The sequence below is a fragment of the Rhodococcus sp. P4_E4 genome (assembly GCF_056401575.1).
The window spans coordinates 154,110-171,688 of the sequence record NZ_JBFUJB010000004.1 but is presented as its reverse complement, the minus strand read 5'-3'; the positions used below and the strand labels follow the sequence as shown (position 1 = coordinate 171,688).

Below are 17,579 nucleotides of genomic sequence, written 5' to 3'. Positions count from 1 at the left end.
CCGCCTCGTCGGTGAAAGGCCGCTCCGGATGCCTATCCAAACCCAGATCGGGTTGATGAGCCATGAAGAACTCACCTCCGAGCATGAGAGCGAGAGCGCGAAGTACACGCAGCTCCAGGCGCAGAAGCTCGCACTCGATCTGACCCGCGGTAAGCCTTCCCCGGAACAACTCGACCTTTCCGCAGAGCTGCTGACGCTGCCCGGCGACGGTGACTTCCGTGACGGCAGCGGCACCGACTGCCGCAACTACGGCGGACTCACCGGTCTGCCGGAACTGCGCGCCATCTTCGGTGAGCTGCTGGGTATCCCCGTTGCGAACCTTCTCGCCGGCAACAACGCGAGCCTCGAGATCATGCACGACAACGTCGTGTTCTCACTGCTGCACGGCACTCCGGATTCGGCCCGGCCGTGGGCACAGGAAGAGAAGATCAAGTTTCTCTGCCCCGCACCGGGCTACGACCGCCACTTCGCGATCACCGAGTCCCTCGGCATCGAGATGATTGCGGTGCCGATGAACCACGACGGCCCGGATGTCGTCAAGATCGCCGAACTTGTTGCGTCAGATCCGCAGATCAAGGGCATGTGGGCGGTTCCGGTCTACGCGAACCCCACCGGCGCCGTGTACTCCGAAGAAATTGTCCGGACGCTCGCGTCGATGCCGACGGCCGCGCCCGACTTCCGCCTGTACTGGGACAACGCGTATGCCGTGCATCCACTTGTCGGCGAGACTGCGCCTTCCTACGACATTCTCTCGATGGCAGCGGAGGCCGGTCACCCCAACCGTCCGCTCGTGTTCGCGTCGACGTCCAAGATCACTTTCGCCGGCGCTGGTGTGAGCTTCTTCGGTAGCTCGGCGGAAAACCTTGCCTGGTACCAGAAGTTCCTGGGTAAGAAGAGCATCGGACCTGACAAGGTCAATCAGCTTCGCCACCTGCGTTTCTTCGGCAATGCCGACGGCGTTCGTGCGCACATGGAGAAGCATCGCGCGTTCCTCGCACCCAAGTTCGAGCTCGTACTGCGGATCCTCGAGGATCGTCTCGGTGCTTCGAAGGTCGCGTCCTGGACCGAGCCGAAGGGCGGATACTTCATCAGCCTCGACGTGGTCGACGGCACGGCCAAGCGCGTCATCGAACTGGCGAAGAACGCGGGTATCGCGCTCACCGCTGCCGGATCGGCTTTCCCGTACAGCACGGATCCGGATGACCGGAACATCCGGTTGGCCCCGAGCTTCCCGTCCACGGCTGAACTCGAAGTTGCCATGGACGGCGTGGCGACGTGTGTCCTGCTCGCAGCCACCGAATCGCGTCTCTCCGAGATCTGAGTTCTCTAAGCGGCGTGCCCGGTCGGTACTTTTCGGTCTCGTCTTGTACCGTTCGGAGCATCAATTCCCGACATAGGGTGTAAATCCCGGAGGTTGTAGTGACGGGCGCGATCAACGCTTCGGATGGACCCTCTTTCGAGGCGCACACCGCGAAATCAGAGTCGGTCATCGAAGCTGACATACCGCGACGCAGTCTCCGTGTCGGTGTTCTCGGATTCTCTGTGCTCGGTGTTCTGGCAGTCGCGTCCGTGCTGATGGTTCTTTTCGCCGTGCCGATGAATACGCGGTACTGGGGGATCTTCGAAAATTTCCTCGATCTCGACGTCTACCGCCACGGCGGCAGCGTTGTGGTTCAGGGCCTTCCGTTGTACGACGGGCCAGTCCTGGAAGGGATGATGTTCACGTACACCCCGTTTGCGGCTTTGCTGTTCACGGTGTGGGCGGTGCTCTCGTTCAAACAGGCGATTGTCGTGTGGACGGGTTTGAACATCGCTGCGTTGTTCGCAGTGATCGTGTTGTGCTGGAAGTACCTCGGTTATCGGCTCGACGTGAAGGCGTACGCCGTCAGTGCGTTGGCCACCACGATCTTTCTGTTCATGGAACCGATACGTACGACGCTCTGGCTCGGGCAGATCAACATCTTCCTGCTGCTCTTGATCGTGTGGGACCTCGGTCGGGACGAGAAGAGTCGGCTCCGTGGAATCGGGGCAGGCATCGCCGCCGGCGTGAAGCTCACTCCGGCCTTCTTCTGGGCGTACCTCTTCATCACTCGTCAATGGCGTGCGTTGGTGACGGCCGTCGTGACGTTCGCGGCGACCGTCGCGATTGGTTTCGTCGTGATCTACAACGATGCGTACAAGTACTGGACCGGCACTCTTGTCGACAGCGAACGCGTCGGACCGACGGATGCTCCGAGTAACCAGTCCGTGTCCGGTCTGATTGCTCAGCTCACTCACACTCCGACGCCGTCGCGGGTCCTGGTCCTCGTCTTCAGTGCGCTGGCAGTATGCCTCGGACTCGGTGCCGCGTGGATTGCTCACCGGCACGGCCAGAAATTGCTCGGCCTCACCATGACGGGGTTGACTGCGACCACTGTCTCGCCGTTCTCGTGGGGTCATCACTGGGTGTGGTTCGTCCCGCTGGTCGTCCTCGCCGCGCACTACGCGATGGTGTCGAAGAAGCGCTGGGCGTGGGTGGCGCCGTTCGTTTTCCTGCTCCCAGTCTTGAACTGGTCTCACACCTGGTGGGACCCGTCGGTCATTCCGGGTACGGATCGCTTTGTCGGAATGGGCCTGTTCATGTTCGTGCCGCCCGAGTATCTGCGGATTCCGACCGTCGGCGTCTACCTCTGGGTCTTCACGCTTGCCGCGGTCTCGACGTTGGTTCTGTTCGGCTGGAAGAAGTGGAAGATTCCGGCTCCGGATGCGTCGGCGCCGGTCACAACTGCCGCCTGACGTGGCAGTATCGGACTCATGGCACTTCAACTGAACCTTGTCGGTGACCCCGAAGCTGATGCCCTCCTGGCCGAGGACCCGTTGGCGTTGTTGATCGGAATGCTTCTCGATCAACAGGTTCCGATGGAAACGGCCTTCCTCGGTCCGAAGAAGCTGGCGGATCGGCTCAGCGGTATCGACGTCAGGCGTATCGCCGACATGGACACCGACGAGTTCATCGCCATCTGTGCCGAGCCTCCGGCTGTGCACCGATTCCCCAAGTCGATGGGCGAGCGTATCCAGCTCATGTGCCAGTTCATCGTCGAGAACTACGACGGCGACACCGCGGCGATCTGGACGTCGGGAAATCCCGACGGCAAAGAAGTGCTGAAGCGGCTCAAGGCACTGCCCGGATACGGGGATCAGAAGGCCCGGATCTTCCTGGCGTTGCTCGGAAAACAGATCGGCGTCGAGCCGAAAGGTTGGCGTCAAGCGGCCGGCGACTACGGGCTCGAAGGTTCGAGGCGCTCGATTGCAGACGTGGTCGACGAGCAGTCCTTGCTCGAGGTCCGTGAGTTCAAGAAGGCCGCAAAGGCAGCAGCGAAGGCCGACAAGAAGTAAGTCGCTTTCAGGGTTTCCGGGGCCCGCTCGCACGCACTACTTTCATCAGGTCGCCTGCGGGGCCCTCGAGCTGACGCGGCGGACGCCACACCGCACGCAGGGATCGGTCGAGCTCCAAGCCTTCGACGGCTACGGCCCGGAGCTCTCCCTTCTTCACCTGATCCTCGACGGCCAGTGTGCTCAGTACCGCCGGACCGACGCCACCGAGCACGCTGGTTCGAATCGCGGCCGAACTACCCAGTTCCAACAACGGTGCACCGCGCTCGTATTCGTGTAACGCCAGGTCGAGAGTTGTTCTCGTTCCCGATCCGGGCTCACGCACCAGCAGCGGTGTCGCTGCCAGTTCGGCGACGGTCAGGGGCTTTCGTCGACGTGCCCATGGATGGTCCGGATGAACGACCACGACCAGCGAGTCACGCGCGACGGTGACGCTGGACAGGGTCTTCGGAGCGGTCGGGGACTCGACGAATCCGAGGTCACACATTCCTACTTCGACGGCTTCGAGTACGCGTGTCGAGTTGTAGACCTGGAGGTGGACGGTGACACCGGGATGCAGTGATCGAAAGACGCCGAGCCAGGCCGGGATCAGATGTTCGGCGACGGTCATGCTGGCGCAGACGGTCAATTCCGCCGATCGTTCGGTCCGCATCCCTTCTGCGACGTCGAGAAGCTGGCTAGAGTTGGCGAGGACGCGGCGCGCCCAGTGGACGATGACGGTCCCCTGCGGAGTCAAAGTCGCCCCCGTCGACTTTCGGTGTATGAGTGGCATCCCGAGCTGCCGCTCGAGGGCTTTGACGGCGCGGCTGGCATTCGGCTGTGCGATGTGAGCCAGACGGCTTGCAGCACTGAGGCTTCCATGATCGTCGATACCGACAAGTAGCTCGAGAGTGGTGAGGTCGGGCCACCTTCTGGTCATGCAGACAGGCTATACCCAGCACCTTTTCCATATCGATCTGATATGCCGTGATGGTAGAAATCGCCCTACCGGGACGATGATGGCTGAAGGACTCTGGATGGGTGAACCGTGATGTGAAGTCCGTGGCCGAGAAACCCGCAGTCGCCCCTTCGTCAGAAGTGCGACGGTGGTCGAACCTCGCCGCATTGACGCCCGGAGTTGCGTTGTGCGCCTTGGGGGCCGCGGTCGCACTGGTAGCCGGTCGGTTCACCTCCGCCGTGAGTCCGCTGCTGATTGCGATTGTCGCGGGTGCGGCGTTGGCGAATATCGTTGCCTTGCCGGCGAAACTCCAACCTGGCCTGGCATTCTCGGCGAAACGACTACTTCGGGTGGGGATCGCTCTGCTCGGGCTGCAATTGATGTTCTCCGACATCGTCGGTTTGGGTTGGGGAGTGATCGCGGTTGTGGTGGCGATAGTGTTCCTCGGTATCGCCGGGACCATGTATGCCGGAAAGCTTCTCGGATTGAGTTGGTCGCAGAGGATTCTGATTGCCTGCGGCTTCTCGATCTGTGGCGCTGCCGCTGTGGCTGCTGCGGACGGTGTGGTGAATGCGCGGGAGGAAGAGTTGCTGACTGCCGTAGCGCTGGTGGTGATCTTCGGAACTCTGATGATTCCGACAATCCCATTGTTGGCCAATGCTTTCGGTATGAGCGAGATTGGCGCAGGCATGTGGGCCGGTGGGTCGATCCACGAAGTCGCGCAAGTAGTGGCTGCAGGCAGCGCTCTCGGCGCCACCGCGTTGGGTGTCGCGACCGTCGTGAAACTTGCGCGCGTGTTGATGCTGGCGCCGGTCATGGCGTTTCTGAGTATCCGGCAACGCACGATGGTCGACAACACTGCCACCAAGCGTCCCCCGCTGATTCCGTTGTTCGTTGTGGCATTCATCGGCTGCATGGGTTTGCGCTCCACCGGAATATTGCCGAATGAGTTTCTCGGATTGGCGAAGACCGTGCAGACGGCGCTGTTGGCTGCTGCGATGTTCGCTCTCGGGTTAGGAGTGCGGTTGAGCGTCATTCGTGGCGTGGGTGCCCGACCATTCGTGCTGGCCGCGATTTCCACCGTGTGGGTGGCGACGATCGCCTACGTCGGAGTCGTGCTGGTCAGCTGATCGAGCGTTGAGTCCGCCATGCGCTCGGGCTCATCGAGAACTGAGTGCGAAACCAGCGCGAGAAGCTACCCTGCGTCGAAAACCCCAGGTGTACCGCCACTTCGGTCAACGAATAGCGAGGATTGGCGACAAATCGTTCCGCGAGGGTGCTTCGGACCGAATTGAGAACGGCAGTGAACGTATCTCCGGATTCGGCGAGATGGCGGTGCAGTGTCCGCCGGTCGAATCCGAGGCTTCGTGCTACCTGCTCGACCGAGCAGCGGCCGGTCGGAAGCAGAACTTCGATCAATTCCTTGGTGCGGCTGAGTGTGTCGGAGGTTTCCGATGCGGGAAGTGAGTCGAGGAACTGGCGAGCGTACGGCCGGAGCAACTCGTCGGACAGTTGGTTTGCCGCATCCAGGTCGGCGGCGAAGAAAACGATTCCGGTGAATTCGTGATCGAATTCCACGGTGTCGCCGAGGATTCGTCGATGCGTGCTCGTATCTTTCGGGGCATTGTGCGTGAATCCCACGCTGACCGGATGCCATCGAGAACCCAGAAAACTTCGCAGGATCTGCAGCGTCGCGCCGACTGCGAGTTCGACGCTCTGTCTGGTGTCGACCGGCTCGCCGACCTCGAGCGAGATTCGCAGGGTGGCGAGTCCGTTGACCTCGTTCAATCGGATGCGCAATGACTCGTTGTACGTGTGCTCGTATCGCATCAATACGTCGAGTGCGCTCCTGACGTCTGGTTCTTCCCTGATGACCAAGCTGAGGGGACCGAGATTGGACAGTCGACGCAGGCCGGCGAGTAGAAGCCCGAAGTCTTCGTGTCCGGACTCCGCTGCCGATCGCTCCAGGAGCGATGCGATGGAGGCGGCCGGTACCCATTGGTCCGGGTTCGCCAGACTTGCCGGGCTCAGGCCGACACTTCTCATCAGGGCCACAGCGTCGACGTCCACTGTTCGGCACAGGTCGACGTAGCGGTTCAGTGATGCGTAACGGGCGAGTGGCTTCAAGGGGCCTCCTTTACTCGATGTCCCGAAATGTTGTGTTGCGTGTCTCGTCAAGTTAAGCATGTGAGCCGGATCTCACATAGTTTTGTTCACATCAGTTCGGCACGACCGCGAAGTCGAGCACCGACTTCTGGAAGTTGTTGCGTACGAATGCAGCTCGACCGCAATCGAGCCGAGTCCGCCCACAGAATTGGAGAGCATCGATGGCAAACGCCATTCGGTTCCACGAGATCGGCACACCGTCCGTCATGCGTTGGGAAGAGATCGAGGTAGGACGACCGGGTGTCGGAGAGGTTCGAGTTCGCCATGAAGCGGTGGGGTTGAACTTCGCCGACACCTACTTTCGAAGCGGCCTCTACCCTGCGCAATTGCCTGCCGGGATGGGCGTTGAGGGTGCCGGCGTGGTCGAAGAGATCGGCGAGGGAGTCGTCGATTTTGCAGTGGGGGACCGCGTGACCTACACCGGCAGTCCGCTGGGTGCGTACGCCACCGAGCGGATCATGGCGTCGTCCGACCTGATCGCGCTTCCCGACGGCATTGCCTTCGACACCGCGGCCGCCATGACCATGCGAGGGTTGACTGCCGCATACCTTCTGCGTCGCATCTACCCGTTGAAAGCGGGAGACACCGTGTTGCTGCATGCTGCGGCGGGCGGGGTTGGACTGATCTTCACCCAGTGGGCAAAACTGTTGGGAATCAAAGTGATCGGAACGGTCTCGAGCGACGAGAAGGCGAGCGTTGCCCGAGCTCACGGGTGCGATGAAGTCGTCATCTACACCCGCGAGGACGTCGTAGCGCGTGTCAAGGAGATCACCGGGGGCGTCGGCGTGCCGGTTGTCTACGACAGTATCGGGCAATCCACGTTCGACATCTCTCTCGATTGCCTTGCCAGGCGCGGGCTGCTGGTGTGCTTCGGAACGGCGTCCGGGCCGACTCCGCCGATTCAGGCAATGCAGTTGGCCGTCAAGGGATCTCTCTTCCTCACACGTCCGGCACTTGCCGATTACATCGCGGATCCCGAGGAACGTGCCGAATTGGCGGGCGAACTGTTCTCACACGTCGAATCCGGGCGAATCAAGATCGAGATCAACCAGCGATACCCCCTCGAAGATGCGGTGCGTGCGCACCACGACATGGAGTCCGGTCGCAGTATCGGTTCCTCCGTCTTCTCCGTCTGAACCGAAACAGCACTTCCCAGAGGAATTGTCATGACCAACACCGCAACGTTGACAGAAAACCTTCCCTCGTCGACCAGCACGATCCGCGTCGAGAAATTGACCTGTTCGATCGGGGCAGAGTTGTCCGGGGTGGATCTCGGCGAGGTCGCGCGAGATGCTGCACTCTTTGCCCAGATCAAGGGATTGCTGCTCGAGCACAAGGTTCTGTTCTTTCGCGACCAGAACTTCTCCAGAGCCGAGCACGTAGAGCTTGCCCAGCGATTCGGTGAGCTCGAGGATCATCCGGCCCTGGGCAGCGACCCCGACCACCCGGGCCTGGTCCGCATCTACAAAGACCTGGACAGCCCGCCGGAGCATTTCGAGAATGCGTATCACTGCGACGCCACCTGGCGCGTGAACCCGCCCATGGGATGTGTATTGCGTTGTGTGGAAACACCTCCGGTCGGCGGCGACACGATTTGGGTGAACATGGCACTCGCCTACGAGAATCTGCCGGCGCGGGTCAAGGAGCAGATCAAGGATCTGCGTGCCAGGCACAGTATCGAGTCGACCTTCGGCGCTCGGATGCCGATCGATCAGCGGCACCAGCTGAAGGAACGCTTTCCCGACGCCGAACATCCCGTGGTACGAACACATCCGGAGACCGGCGAGAAGATTCTTTTCGTCAATTCGTTCGCCACACACCTCGTGAACTATCACACGCCCGAGAACGTCCGCTACGGAATCGATTACGCCCCCGGCGCCGGGAATTTGCTCACTTACCTGGCGAGCCAGGCTCAGATTCCCGAGTATCAGGTTCGGTGGCGCTGGACCGAGAACAGCGTCGCGATCTGGGACAACCGGTCGACACAGCATTACGCGGTGCAGGACTACTGGCCCGCGGTTCGAAAGATGGAGCGCGCCGGAATCATCGGCGACGCACCGTTCTGATCTCTCTTCCCAGCCCCGAAGATAATTCATTCACTCGATCGGAGTCACGCTATGCATTTCCACGACGATTCACTGTTTCCCGAAACCCAGGACAAGCTTGTCATCACCGTTGCTCCCTACGGACCGGAGTGGGAGCCGGACGATTTTGCAGAAGACCTCCCGTTGTCGATGGACGAGCACGTCCAGCAAGCCGTCGACTGCTTCAACGCCGGTGCCACCGTTCTTCACATCCACGTGCGTGAACTCGACGGCAAGGGCTCGAAGCGACTGTCGAAGTTCAACGAGCTTCTCGGCCGCTTGCGTGAGGCCGTTCCCGAGATGATTCTGCAGGTCGGCGGCTCGATTTCGTTTGCCCCGGAGGGGGAAGGCGCCGATGCGAAGTGGTTGTCCGACGACGTGCGTCACATGCTGGCGGAATTGGAGCCGGCTCCCGACCAGGTGACGATCGCGATCAACACCAGCCAGATGAACATCATGGAACTGATGACCGACGACGACATCGCGGGTACGTCGATGCAACGTCCGGAATTGGCCGATACGTATCGGGAAATGACTGTGCCCGCCGGTCCGGAGTGGGTGGCAGAGCACCTGCGCCGGTTGCAGGCCGCCGGAATCCAGCCGCATTTCCAGTTGTCCAGTATTCCGCAGCTCGAAACGGTGGAGCGGTTGATCCGACGCGGCATCTACACGGGTCCGGTCAACCTCACATGGGTCGCAATCGGCGGCGGCTTCGACGGCCCCAACCCGTACAACATGATGAACTTCGTCCAGCGTGTTCCCGACGGTGCGTGCCTGACGCTGGAAACGCTGATGCGTAGCGTCCTGCCGGTGAACACGATGGCCATCGCGATGGGCTTGCACGCTCGTTGCGGCAACGAGGACACCATCTGGGGCCGCAAGGGCGAGAAGATGACGTCGGTGCAGCAGATCGAGCAGTTGGTGCGCATTGCAGGCGAATTGGGCCGCGAGGTGGCTACCGCGAAGGAAGCTCGGGACATCTACCGGATCGGTGAGACGTATGCCGACACCGACGAGACGTTGGCGAAGCTGGGTTACGCGCCCAACCGCCGTATCGGCCAGCTGGGATTCACGCAGCACGCCTGAGTTCGCACCCTCTCGTACAACAGTTCCGGGGGTACGAACCGCGACGGTTCGTACCCCCGAATCCCCCCGTCTACCTCGAGTACTTCTAGGAGAGTCATGGGACTGCAAGCTCCCGCCACGCCACGTGTGGACACCGCGCTCGGAATCGGCGGACGACGAAAGTTATACCCGTGGATCGTTTTCGCCCTGGCTTTCGGTCTTCTGCTCTCGGACTACATGTCGAGGCAGGTGCTCAGTGCAGTCTTCCCGATCCTGAAAGCGGACTGGGATCTCTCCGATTCGCACCTCGCCTCCCTGAGCAGCGTGGTGGCATTGATGGTCGGGCTGTTGACGTTCCCGTTGTCGCTGCTCGCGGACCGCTGGGGCCGCGTCAAGAGCTTGATCTTGATGGCGGTGTTGTGGAGTGTCGCGACGTTGCTGTGCGCAATCGCTCAGACCTACGAACAGATGTTGGGCGCCCGATTCTTGGTCGGTGTCGGTGAAGCGGCGTACGGCAGCGTGGGTATCGCCGTGGTCCTCAGTGTGTTTGCGCCCCGCGTGCACGCAGCTCTTGCCGGTGCCTTCATGGCCGGTGGATCGTTCGGTTCGGTCATCGGTGTGGCAATCGGTGGGTTCATCGCAGTCCAGTTCAGTTGGCGGTGGTCTTTTGCCGCCATGGCGATCTTCGGTCTGATTCTGGTTGCGCTGTTCCGTGCCCTCGTCACCGAGAAGAAGCTCACCGCTTACGCCGTCGAGGCCGCGCCGGATGCCGCCGGGGAAGCGGTGAGACACGACGGTTTTCGTGCGCCGGTGTCCTCGCTGTTCACCAATCCCGCCGTGTTGTTCGCCTACATCGGTGGTGGTCTCCAGATGTTCACCGCCGCTGTACTTCTGGCGTGGTTGCCGAGCTTCTTCAATCGCTACTACGATTTGGCCCCGGACAAGGCCGGCGTCACGGCTTCCGTGTTCGTCCTCTTGGTCGGAAGCGGGATGGTGGTCTGCGGTTTCATCACAGATAGATTCAGCCGCGACGATTCGGCGCGAAAATGGACTACCGCCATCGTTTACTGCGCCATCTCGTTGGTGACGCTGAGTATCGGGCTCCGGTTGGGCACGGGGACAGCGCAACTCGTGTTGCTCGGTATCGGTGCGTTCTTCTCCGCCGGTTCGTCGGGGCCGACAGCGGCGATGGTCGCGAACCTCACTCATCATTCGATTCGAGCGTCGGCTATGGGCACGCTCACCGTTGCCAACAACCTTCTGGGACTGGCTCTCGGTCCCTTCGTGGTCGGCATCCTCGCCGATCACCTGGGTCTTCTCGGCGCTCTACAGCTTTCGCCCTTCGTCTATGTCGTCGCGGCCCTCGCGTTGGTAGCCGGCAAGCGTGCCTATCCCGCCGGGATGAGGCGGCTGGCGACGTTGCAGAATCGGCCCGAGATCCCCGGCGCCACTGAAGTAGCAGAAGTTCGGAGTTCCTGATGGATGAATCACCCACGGTAGTAATAGTTCCCGGTCTGCGCGATCATGTCGAGGATCATTGGCAGACTCACCTCGCGCGCAGGCTCGACAACGTTCTGACGGTTCCTCCCCTCGAGACCGACAAGCTCAGTCGCGATGCCAGGGTTGCGGCATTGGACGAGGTGTTGACTAGTGTTTCCAGCCCGGTGGTCCTGGTCGCGCACAGCGCCGGAGTCATGACAGTTGCCCACTGGGCGAGGGCGCATCATCGAGATGTTGCCGGCGCACTTCTGGTCACGCCGGCGGATCTCGAACTTCCTCTACCCGAGTCCTATCCGTCTCTCGAGGAGCTCGATCGGAACGGGTGGCTACCGATACCGCGTCAGCGTCTGCCTTTTCCGAGCACGGTCGCGGCGAGTCGGAACGATCCGCTCGCCGGGTATCGCCGAGTTGTGGGTTTGGCTGAAGGATGGGGGAGTCGGTTGCTGGATCTGGGTGAGGTCGGACATCTCAATCCGGCGTCCGGATACGGGTATTGGCCGCGGGCGGAATCGTTGGTGCGGGAACTGCTCGAGTCGGTGTCGCGCGCTGCCTCGTCTCATGCCACGGATTCCGATGCGCAGGAGGAACACAGTCATGCTTGATCTTGCTGCTCTGCTGGAAGACTCGGCCCGGCGGTACCCGGAACGGGATGCGCTGGTTCTCGGGGAAGCGAGGCTGACGTATGCGCAGTTCGACGCGTACGCGAATCGCATCGCCCATCTGCTCGTCTCGCGGGGTGTCGAGCCAGGTGACAAGGTGGCGTTGTCCTGCCCGAACGTTCTCGAGTTCCCGATCGTCTACTACGGCATTCTCAAGGCCGGTGGCGTCGTCGTTCCTCTGAACATCCTGCTCAAGGGGCGCGAAATTGCCTATCACCTGGCTGATTCGGAAGCGAAGCTGTACTTCTGTTTCGAGGGAAGTCCCGAATTACCGATCGCCGAGTACGCCATCGCCGGGTTCGAGCAGAGCGAGACCTGTTCGGCCCTGATCGTGATCAGTACCGAGCCGGGTGCACCGTCGTCGATCCTCGGAGTCGAGACTCTAGGCGAAGCACTGGCATCCGTGTCCGGCACGGAAACGCCTGCAGCCGCGGTTGTTCGTGAACCGACGGACACCGCGGTCATTCTCTACACCAGCGGCACGACCGGAAAGCCCAAGGGCGCCGAACTCACTCACTGCAACATGGTCTTGAATGCGCTGTCGACCAACCGGTTGTTCGAGAGCGTTCCGTCCATGCATGAGCGTTATCTCCTGACTTTGCCGTTGTTCCACTCGTTCGGCCAGACAGTGACCATGAATGCGGGAATCTGCGTCGGTGCCACTTTGGTGTTGATGCCGCGCTTCGATGCGACCGCGGCACTCGAGATCATGGAACGCGAAAAGATCTCGGTCTTCGCGGGCGTCCCGACCATGTATTGGGGACTGCTCGGCGTGCTGGAGGAGGTAGTGAAATCCGGGGTGGATATCGAGACCGTTGCACAGAACATGCGGTGCGCGATCTCCGGTGGTGCAGCGCTTCCCGTCGAAATCTTGACACAGTTCAGGGAACGCTTCGGTGTTCAGATCCTCGAAGGGTACGGGTTGTCCGAGACCTCTCCGTTGGCCTTGTTCAGTGACCCGGAGAGCGACCCCCGGCCCGGTTCGATCGGCGTGCCGATCTGGGGCGTCGAAGCGCGGCTTGTCGATGACTCTTGGCGTACGATCACCGGCCCCGATGAAGTGGGAGAGTTGGCCATTCGCGGGCACAACGTCATGAAGGGCTATTTCAACCGACCCGAGGCGACGGCGGAAGTAATGTGCGACGGATGGTTTCGCACCGGGGATCTGGCACGGGTCGATACCGACGGAAACTACTACATCGTCGACCGCGCGAAGGACATGATCGTGCGGGGAGGATTCAACGTTTACCCGCGCGAAATCGAAGAGGTTCTGCTCACCCACCCAGCCGTCTCACTCGTCGCCGTCGTCGGGGTGCCGGACACGAGCCTCGGCGAAGAAGTTGTCGCGTTCGTGATCCGAGAGCCGAGTGAAGAGATCTCAGAATCGGATCTCGTGGAATGGTCGCGGGAACAGATGGCCGCCTACAAATATCCGCGCCGCATCGAGTTCGTGCCGTCGCTACCGATGACGGCAACCGGAAAGATTCTCAAACGTGAACTGAATCAAGCATTTTCGATTGTCTGAGGAGATCGATGACTGACGTTCGAGCAAGTGAAGCTTTTCCCGTGACCCAGGCCATGAAGGATTCGGGTGGCTGGAATCCTTTGTGGGACGGACTTTCGGAGCTGGATCCCGAGTGGACCGAGCTGTACATGAAGACAGCAATGCAGCCCTGGAACAGTGGGGTGCTGTCACCTCAGGTGATCCAGTTGCTGTGCATAGCCGTCGATGCGGCGAGCACACACATGTACGCACCCGGCGTACGACGCCATATTCGCGCTGCGCTCGACATGGGAGTGACCCCGAAGGAGATTCTCGAGGTGCTGAAACTGACCACCGTCGTCGGGATTCACTCCTGCAATGTCGGCGTTCCGATCCTGATGGAGGAAATCGCAAACCGGTGACGGCGGTCAGTCCCGCTCGCGGTTCTCCCGTTCCTCACGCTGACGCTGGAGGAACGGGCTCGGGTTCTGTCCGCCGATCGGACCGTGGCCGAGGACTCCGTGCTCGTAGGCGGACTCCGCGTGCAGGGCAACGTCGATTCCGCGGGCCTCGTCTTCACGCGAGATACGGAAGCCGAAGGTCTTGTCGATGAGCTTTCCGAGACCGTAGGTCACACCGAAGGCATAGAGCGCGACCACGACGACACCGACGAACTGCTTGCCCAGCTGCGCGAATCCACCGCCGAAGAACAAACCTTCCGGACCGCCCGTCATCACGGCCGTCGCGAGGAGTCCGATCAGCAACGAGCCGACGATTCCGCCGACGAGGTGTACGCCGACGACGTCGAGGGAGTCGTCGTAGCCGAGCTTGTGCTTCCATCCCACGGCGTACGAGCAGACGATGCCCGCGATCAGACCGATGGCGAGGGCACCGAACATGTTCACCGTTCCGCACGACGGGGTGATCGCGACCAGACCGGCGACGACGCCCGAAGCTGCGCCGAACGTCGTGGGGTGTCCGTCACGGTTCTGCTCGACGAACAGCCAGCCGAGTAGTCCGGTACAGCCGGCGACGAGTGTGTTGAGGAAGATCTGCGAGGCCATACCGTCAGCCGCAAGGGCCGACCCGGCGTTGAATCCGAACCAACCGAACCAGAGCAGACCGACGCCGAGCAGGACGAACGGCAGATTGTGCGGACGCATCGACTCGGCCTTGAAACCCATCCGCTGGCCGAGGACCAGTGCCAATGCCAGGCCTGACGCTCCGGACACGATTTCGACCACGAGGCCACCGGCGTAGTCGAGTGCGCCCATCTGGGCGAGCCATCCCTGCGGATTCCACACCCAGTGAGCGACGGGGACATAGACGAGCAAGGACCAGATGGGGACGAAGATCATCCAGGCGGAGAACTTCGCGCGGTCGGCGATCGCACCACTGATGAGTGCTGCAGTAAGGATTGCGAACGTCAATTGGAAGGTTGCGAACAACACTTCCGGGACATTCCCGTGCACGGTCGACGGGTCGATGCCCGCCATGCCGATGTGTTCGAGTCCGCCGATGATGCCACCGTGATCGTCGCCGAACACGAGGCTGTAGCCCACGAACAACCACGCGACCGTGACGAGTGCGATGGAGACGAAGCTCATCATGATCATGTTGAGTACGCCGGTCGAGCGGACCATGCCGCCGTAGAAGAGCGCGAGTCCTGGCGTCATCAGAAGTACGAGTGCAGTACTGACGAGCAACCAGGCAGTTGCTCCGGCATCGATGGTGGCGGGCACAGTTTTCTCCTCACGCATGCGGACCAGCCCGCGTGCACGGAACCCACGATGGGTGCGTGCGGTTTCCTCCGCACTGCGATTGTGTTGCGAACATGTTTCGGGAGAAGTCGGCGTTGCACCCGCACCGGATCACCTGTCGTGGGTCGCCGGTAGTCTTTGCGCGTGGCCCTGTACCGGAAGTATCGACCCGCGTCCTTCGCCGAGGTGGTGGGGCAGGAGCATGTCACCGCACCGCTCAGCACGGCCCTCGACACCGGACGCATCAACCATGCCTATCTGTTTTCCGGCCCGCGTGGCTGTGGAAAGACGTCGTCGGCGCGAATCCTGGCGCGTTCGCTGAACTGTGAGCAGGGACCGACGTCGACGCCGTGCGATGTATGCGACTCGTGCGTTTCGCTTGGCCCGGGCGGCACAGGCAACCTGGACGTGACGGAACTCGACGCCGCAAGTCACGGTGGCGTCGACGACACCCGAGAACTCCGAGACAAGGCGTTCCACGCCCCCGCCGCTTCTCGCTACCGCGTCTTCATCATCGACGAGGCACACATGGTGACGGCGGCGGGCTTCAACGCGCTGCTCAAGATCGTCGAAGAGCCGCCGGAGCACCTCATCTTCATCTTTGCGACGACGGAACCGGAAAAGGTTCTCCCGACCATCCGTTCGCGTACACACCACTACCCGTTCCGCCTGTTGGCGCCGTCGACCATGCGCGGACTCTTGGAAAAGATCTGCGCCCAGGAAGGCGTACCGGTCGAGCCTGCTGTTTATCCCCTGGTCATCAAGGCTGGCGGTGGTTCGCCTCGCGACTCGTTGAGTGTCCTCGATCAGTTGCTCGCGGGAGCCGGCGAAGAAGGTGTCACGTATCCGCGGGCGCTCTCTCTTCTCGGAGTCACCGACGTCGCGCTCATCGACGAAGCAGTAGACGCCCTGTCTGCCAGTGACGGAGCCGCCTTGTTCGGCACTGTCGATCGGGTGATGGACGCCGGTCACGATCCACGCCGATTCGCGCTCGATCTCCTCGAACGTCTACGCGATCTCATTTTGATGCAGGCAGTCTCCGATGCCAGCGAACGAGGGTTGGTCGATGCGCCGGAGGCCGAGCTGGTCACGATGCGTGAACAGATTCAGCGAGTCGGCCCGGCCACGCTCACCCGTTTCGCCGAAACCGTCCACGCTGGTCTCAGTGAAATGCGTGGGGCGACGGCGCCGCGGCTGCTGCTCGAAGTGATGTGCGCGAGAATGCTGCTTCCTTCGGCCTCCGACACCGAGTCGGCTGTGTTGCAGCGGCTCGAGCGCCTGGAACAAGGTATTCCGGCTGCCGGAGTCGCGGCTGCCGCTGCCCCTCGCGCGGCAGCAACGCCGGCACCGACTGTGCCGCCGCTCGAACCGGAGATTGCTTCCAAGTTCCAACGGCCCTCCCAACGCAAGGCCGAGCCTGAGGCACGGCCGGAAACAGCCGCCCCGGCTCCGGCGGCGCCGCCGGTCGTCGAGGCTCCTGTCGTCGAACCTCCGGCAGCGGCAGCTCCCGTGGTCGAGCCTCCCACCGTCGAGATCGTGGAATCGCCGGTTGCGGAAGCTCCAGTGGTTGAAGCTCCGGTGGTTGAAGCACCAGTGGTTGAAGCTCCGGTTGCCGAAGCTCCAATAGTTGAAGCTCCTGTGGTTGAACCACCGGCTCCTGCTCCGGTCGAAGCGGAAGAGCTGATCGGGCTTGCCGAGCCGGAACCCGACTACGAGCCCGAGCCCGAGTACGAGGAGCCGGCGGCTGCAGAAGCTGCGCCGGTCTCGGCGGGCCCCACAGTCGAGACCCTCCGTGAATCGTGGAACACCTTGCGCAACAAGGTCGGTGAACGAAACAAGGTTCTTCCGGCCATGCTGTCCGCTGCGACGGTTCACGACGTGCGTGGACATGTTGTGGTCATCGCTCACGGCTCGCCGGTCCTGGGTGCTCGTGTGACGCAACCGCACAACGCGGCGGTCATCTGCGAGGTCCTTGCCGAGATGTTCGGTGGCACTTGGCAAGTCGAGTACCAAGAAGGTGCGCCCACAGCGCCAGCAGCATCGAGCGCACCCAAGGCGACAGAAGCTGCGAGCCGCCCGGCCGCTGCGCCCCGCTTCTCGCGCCCCAGTCAGGAGCGTGCAGCGCAGCAGCCCAAGGCCCCGCAGCCCCAGCGCGGAGATTCGGACGACATTCCGCCGCCTGAGGCCCCCGACTATCCGGAAGACCCTGGACCGGCCCCTGCTCCTGAGGTCGACTACGAGGCAACTCCTCCGCCTGCAACGCCGGAGGACGAGGACGAGATGTTCGCGGAGGCGGCTGAGCCCGCTGATCCGACTGCCAGACGTGATCCCGAGGACGTTGCAAAGGAACTCCTCAAGGACGTCCTCGGGGCACGCCGCCTCGAAAGCTGAGTTGCCGACTCGGTCCGTGCGCGTGAAACGGCTGTCGGAATGCCGCGGCACCACTGTGTGATCGAATTGTTATAAGTGCCGTTCCTTTTGTGTGCGCACGTGTCGAAAGGGCACCGACTCGGCCCGGCAAAGCTGAATTGTGTGTGGCCGGTTTGCTGGCAC

General features: G+C 61.9%; 15 protein-coding genes. 12 read left to right on the top strand and 3 right to left on the bottom strand.

The genetic code is table 11. The annotated features are described in order from the left end of the window. Window positions 1-28 precede the first annotated feature (28 nt). From AC1DVN_RS06870 to AC1DVN_RS06860, 3 genes are all read left to right on the top strand, one after another. Window positions 29-1,321, top strand: a complete 1,293-nt coding sequence (locus AC1DVN_RS06870) for an aspartate aminotransferase type Ic (RefSeq protein WP_477993637.1) — start codon at window positions 29-31, stop codon at window positions 1,319-1,321. Between the two features lie 98 nt (window positions 1,322-1,419). Beyond that, a complete protein-coding gene (locus AC1DVN_RS06865; RefSeq protein ID WP_020968199.1) occupies window positions 1,420-2,775 on the top strand; it encodes a glycosyltransferase 87 family protein in 1,356 nt (451 codons plus the stop codon). 18 nt (window positions 2,776-2,793) lie between these two features. Beyond that, the gene (locus AC1DVN_RS06860) at window positions 2,794-3,375 is read left to right on the top strand and encodes an HhH-GPD-type base excision DNA repair protein (protein WP_019746526.1); all 582 of its coding nucleotides are present in this window, start codon (window positions 2,794-2,796) and stop codon (window positions 3,373-3,375) included. Between the two features lie 7 nt (window positions 3,376-3,382). Here AC1DVN_RS06860 and AC1DVN_RS06855 read toward each other — a convergent pair whose 3' ends face one another. After that, on the bottom strand, window positions 3,383-4,291 hold the full coding sequence (locus AC1DVN_RS06855) for a LysR family transcriptional regulator (RefSeq protein WP_133728621.1): 909 nt from the start codon (window positions 4,289-4,291) through the stop codon (window positions 3,383-3,385). 101 nt (window positions 4,292-4,392) lie between these two features. Between AC1DVN_RS06855 and AC1DVN_RS06850 the strand changes: the two genes are divergently transcribed. After that, complete coding sequence (locus tag AC1DVN_RS06850) at window positions 4,393-5,439, top strand: YeiH family protein (protein WP_477993636.1); 1,047 nt, start codon at window positions 4,393-4,395, stop codon at window positions 5,437-5,439. On the opposite strand, the gene AC1DVN_RS06845 is transcribed toward AC1DVN_RS06850, so the two are convergent. Beyond that, the gene (locus tag AC1DVN_RS06845) at window positions 5,432-6,436 is read right to left on the bottom strand and encodes an AraC family transcriptional regulator (RefSeq protein WP_133728619.1); all 1,005 of its coding nucleotides are present in this window, start codon (window positions 6,434-6,436) and stop codon (window positions 5,432-5,434) included. The two genes, AC1DVN_RS06850 and AC1DVN_RS06845, sit on opposite strands and share 8 nt — an antisense overlap. Window positions 6,437-6,636: 200 nt before the next feature. Between AC1DVN_RS06845 and AC1DVN_RS06840 the strand changes: the two genes are divergently transcribed. From AC1DVN_RS06840 to AC1DVN_RS06810, 7 genes are all read left to right on the top strand, one after another. Then, entirely contained in the window at window positions 6,637-7,611 is a 975-nt protein-coding gene (locus tag AC1DVN_RS06840; protein WP_133728618.1) for a quinone oxidoreductase family protein, read from the top strand. Window positions 7,612-7,641: 30 nt separating this feature from the next. Then, window positions 7,642-8,541: a TauD/TfdA dioxygenase family protein gene (locus AC1DVN_RS06835; RefSeq protein WP_021332895.1), complete on the top strand. Its 900-nt coding sequence runs from the start codon at window positions 7,642-7,644 to the stop codon at window positions 8,539-8,541. Window positions 8,542-8,592: 51 nt separating this feature from the next. Then, window positions 8,593-9,645, top strand: coding sequence for a beta-keto acid cleavage family enzyme (locus AC1DVN_RS06830; RefSeq protein WP_003943988.1), 1,053 nt, complete (start codon window positions 8,593-8,595; stop codon window positions 9,643-9,645). A 96-nt stretch (window positions 9,646-9,741) separates the two neighbouring features. Continuing rightward, window positions 9,742-11,103: an MFS transporter gene (locus tag AC1DVN_RS06825; protein ID WP_133728617.1), complete on the top strand. Its 1,362-nt coding sequence runs from the start codon at window positions 9,742-9,744 to the stop codon at window positions 11,101-11,103. Beyond that, on the top strand, window positions 11,103-11,726 hold the full coding sequence (locus AC1DVN_RS06820) for an RBBP9/YdeN family alpha/beta hydrolase (protein WP_019746533.1): 624 nt from the start codon (window positions 11,103-11,105) through the stop codon (window positions 11,724-11,726). The genes AC1DVN_RS06825 and AC1DVN_RS06820 overlap by 1 nt, the downstream gene beginning before the upstream one ends. Continuing rightward, window positions 11,719-13,308: a long-chain-fatty-acid--CoA ligase gene (locus tag AC1DVN_RS06815; RefSeq protein ID WP_133728616.1), complete on the top strand. Its 1,590-nt coding sequence runs from the start codon at window positions 11,719-11,721 to the stop codon at window positions 13,306-13,308. The genes AC1DVN_RS06820 and AC1DVN_RS06815 overlap by 8 nt, the downstream gene beginning before the upstream one ends. An 8-nt stretch (window positions 13,309-13,316) precedes the next feature. Further along, on the top strand, window positions 13,317-13,688 hold the full coding sequence (locus AC1DVN_RS06810) for a carboxymuconolactone decarboxylase family protein (protein WP_020905896.1): 372 nt from the start codon (window positions 13,317-13,319) through the stop codon (window positions 13,686-13,688). Between the two features lie 6 nt (window positions 13,689-13,694). Here the strand turns inward: AC1DVN_RS06810 and AC1DVN_RS06805 are convergent, their stop codons facing one another. Next, on the bottom strand, window positions 13,695-15,008 hold the full coding sequence (locus AC1DVN_RS06805) for an ammonium transporter (RefSeq protein WP_477846661.1): 1,314 nt from the start codon (window positions 15,006-15,008) through the stop codon (window positions 13,695-13,697). Window positions 15,009-15,170: 162 nt separating this feature from the next. Between AC1DVN_RS06805 and AC1DVN_RS06800 the strand changes: the two genes are divergently transcribed. Next, the gene (locus AC1DVN_RS06800; RefSeq protein WP_387403952.1) at window positions 15,171-17,417 is read left to right on the top strand and encodes a DNA polymerase III subunit gamma and tau; all 2,247 of its coding nucleotides are present in this window, start codon (window positions 15,171-15,173) and stop codon (window positions 17,415-17,417) included. Window positions 17,418-17,579: the final 162 nt, after the last annotated feature.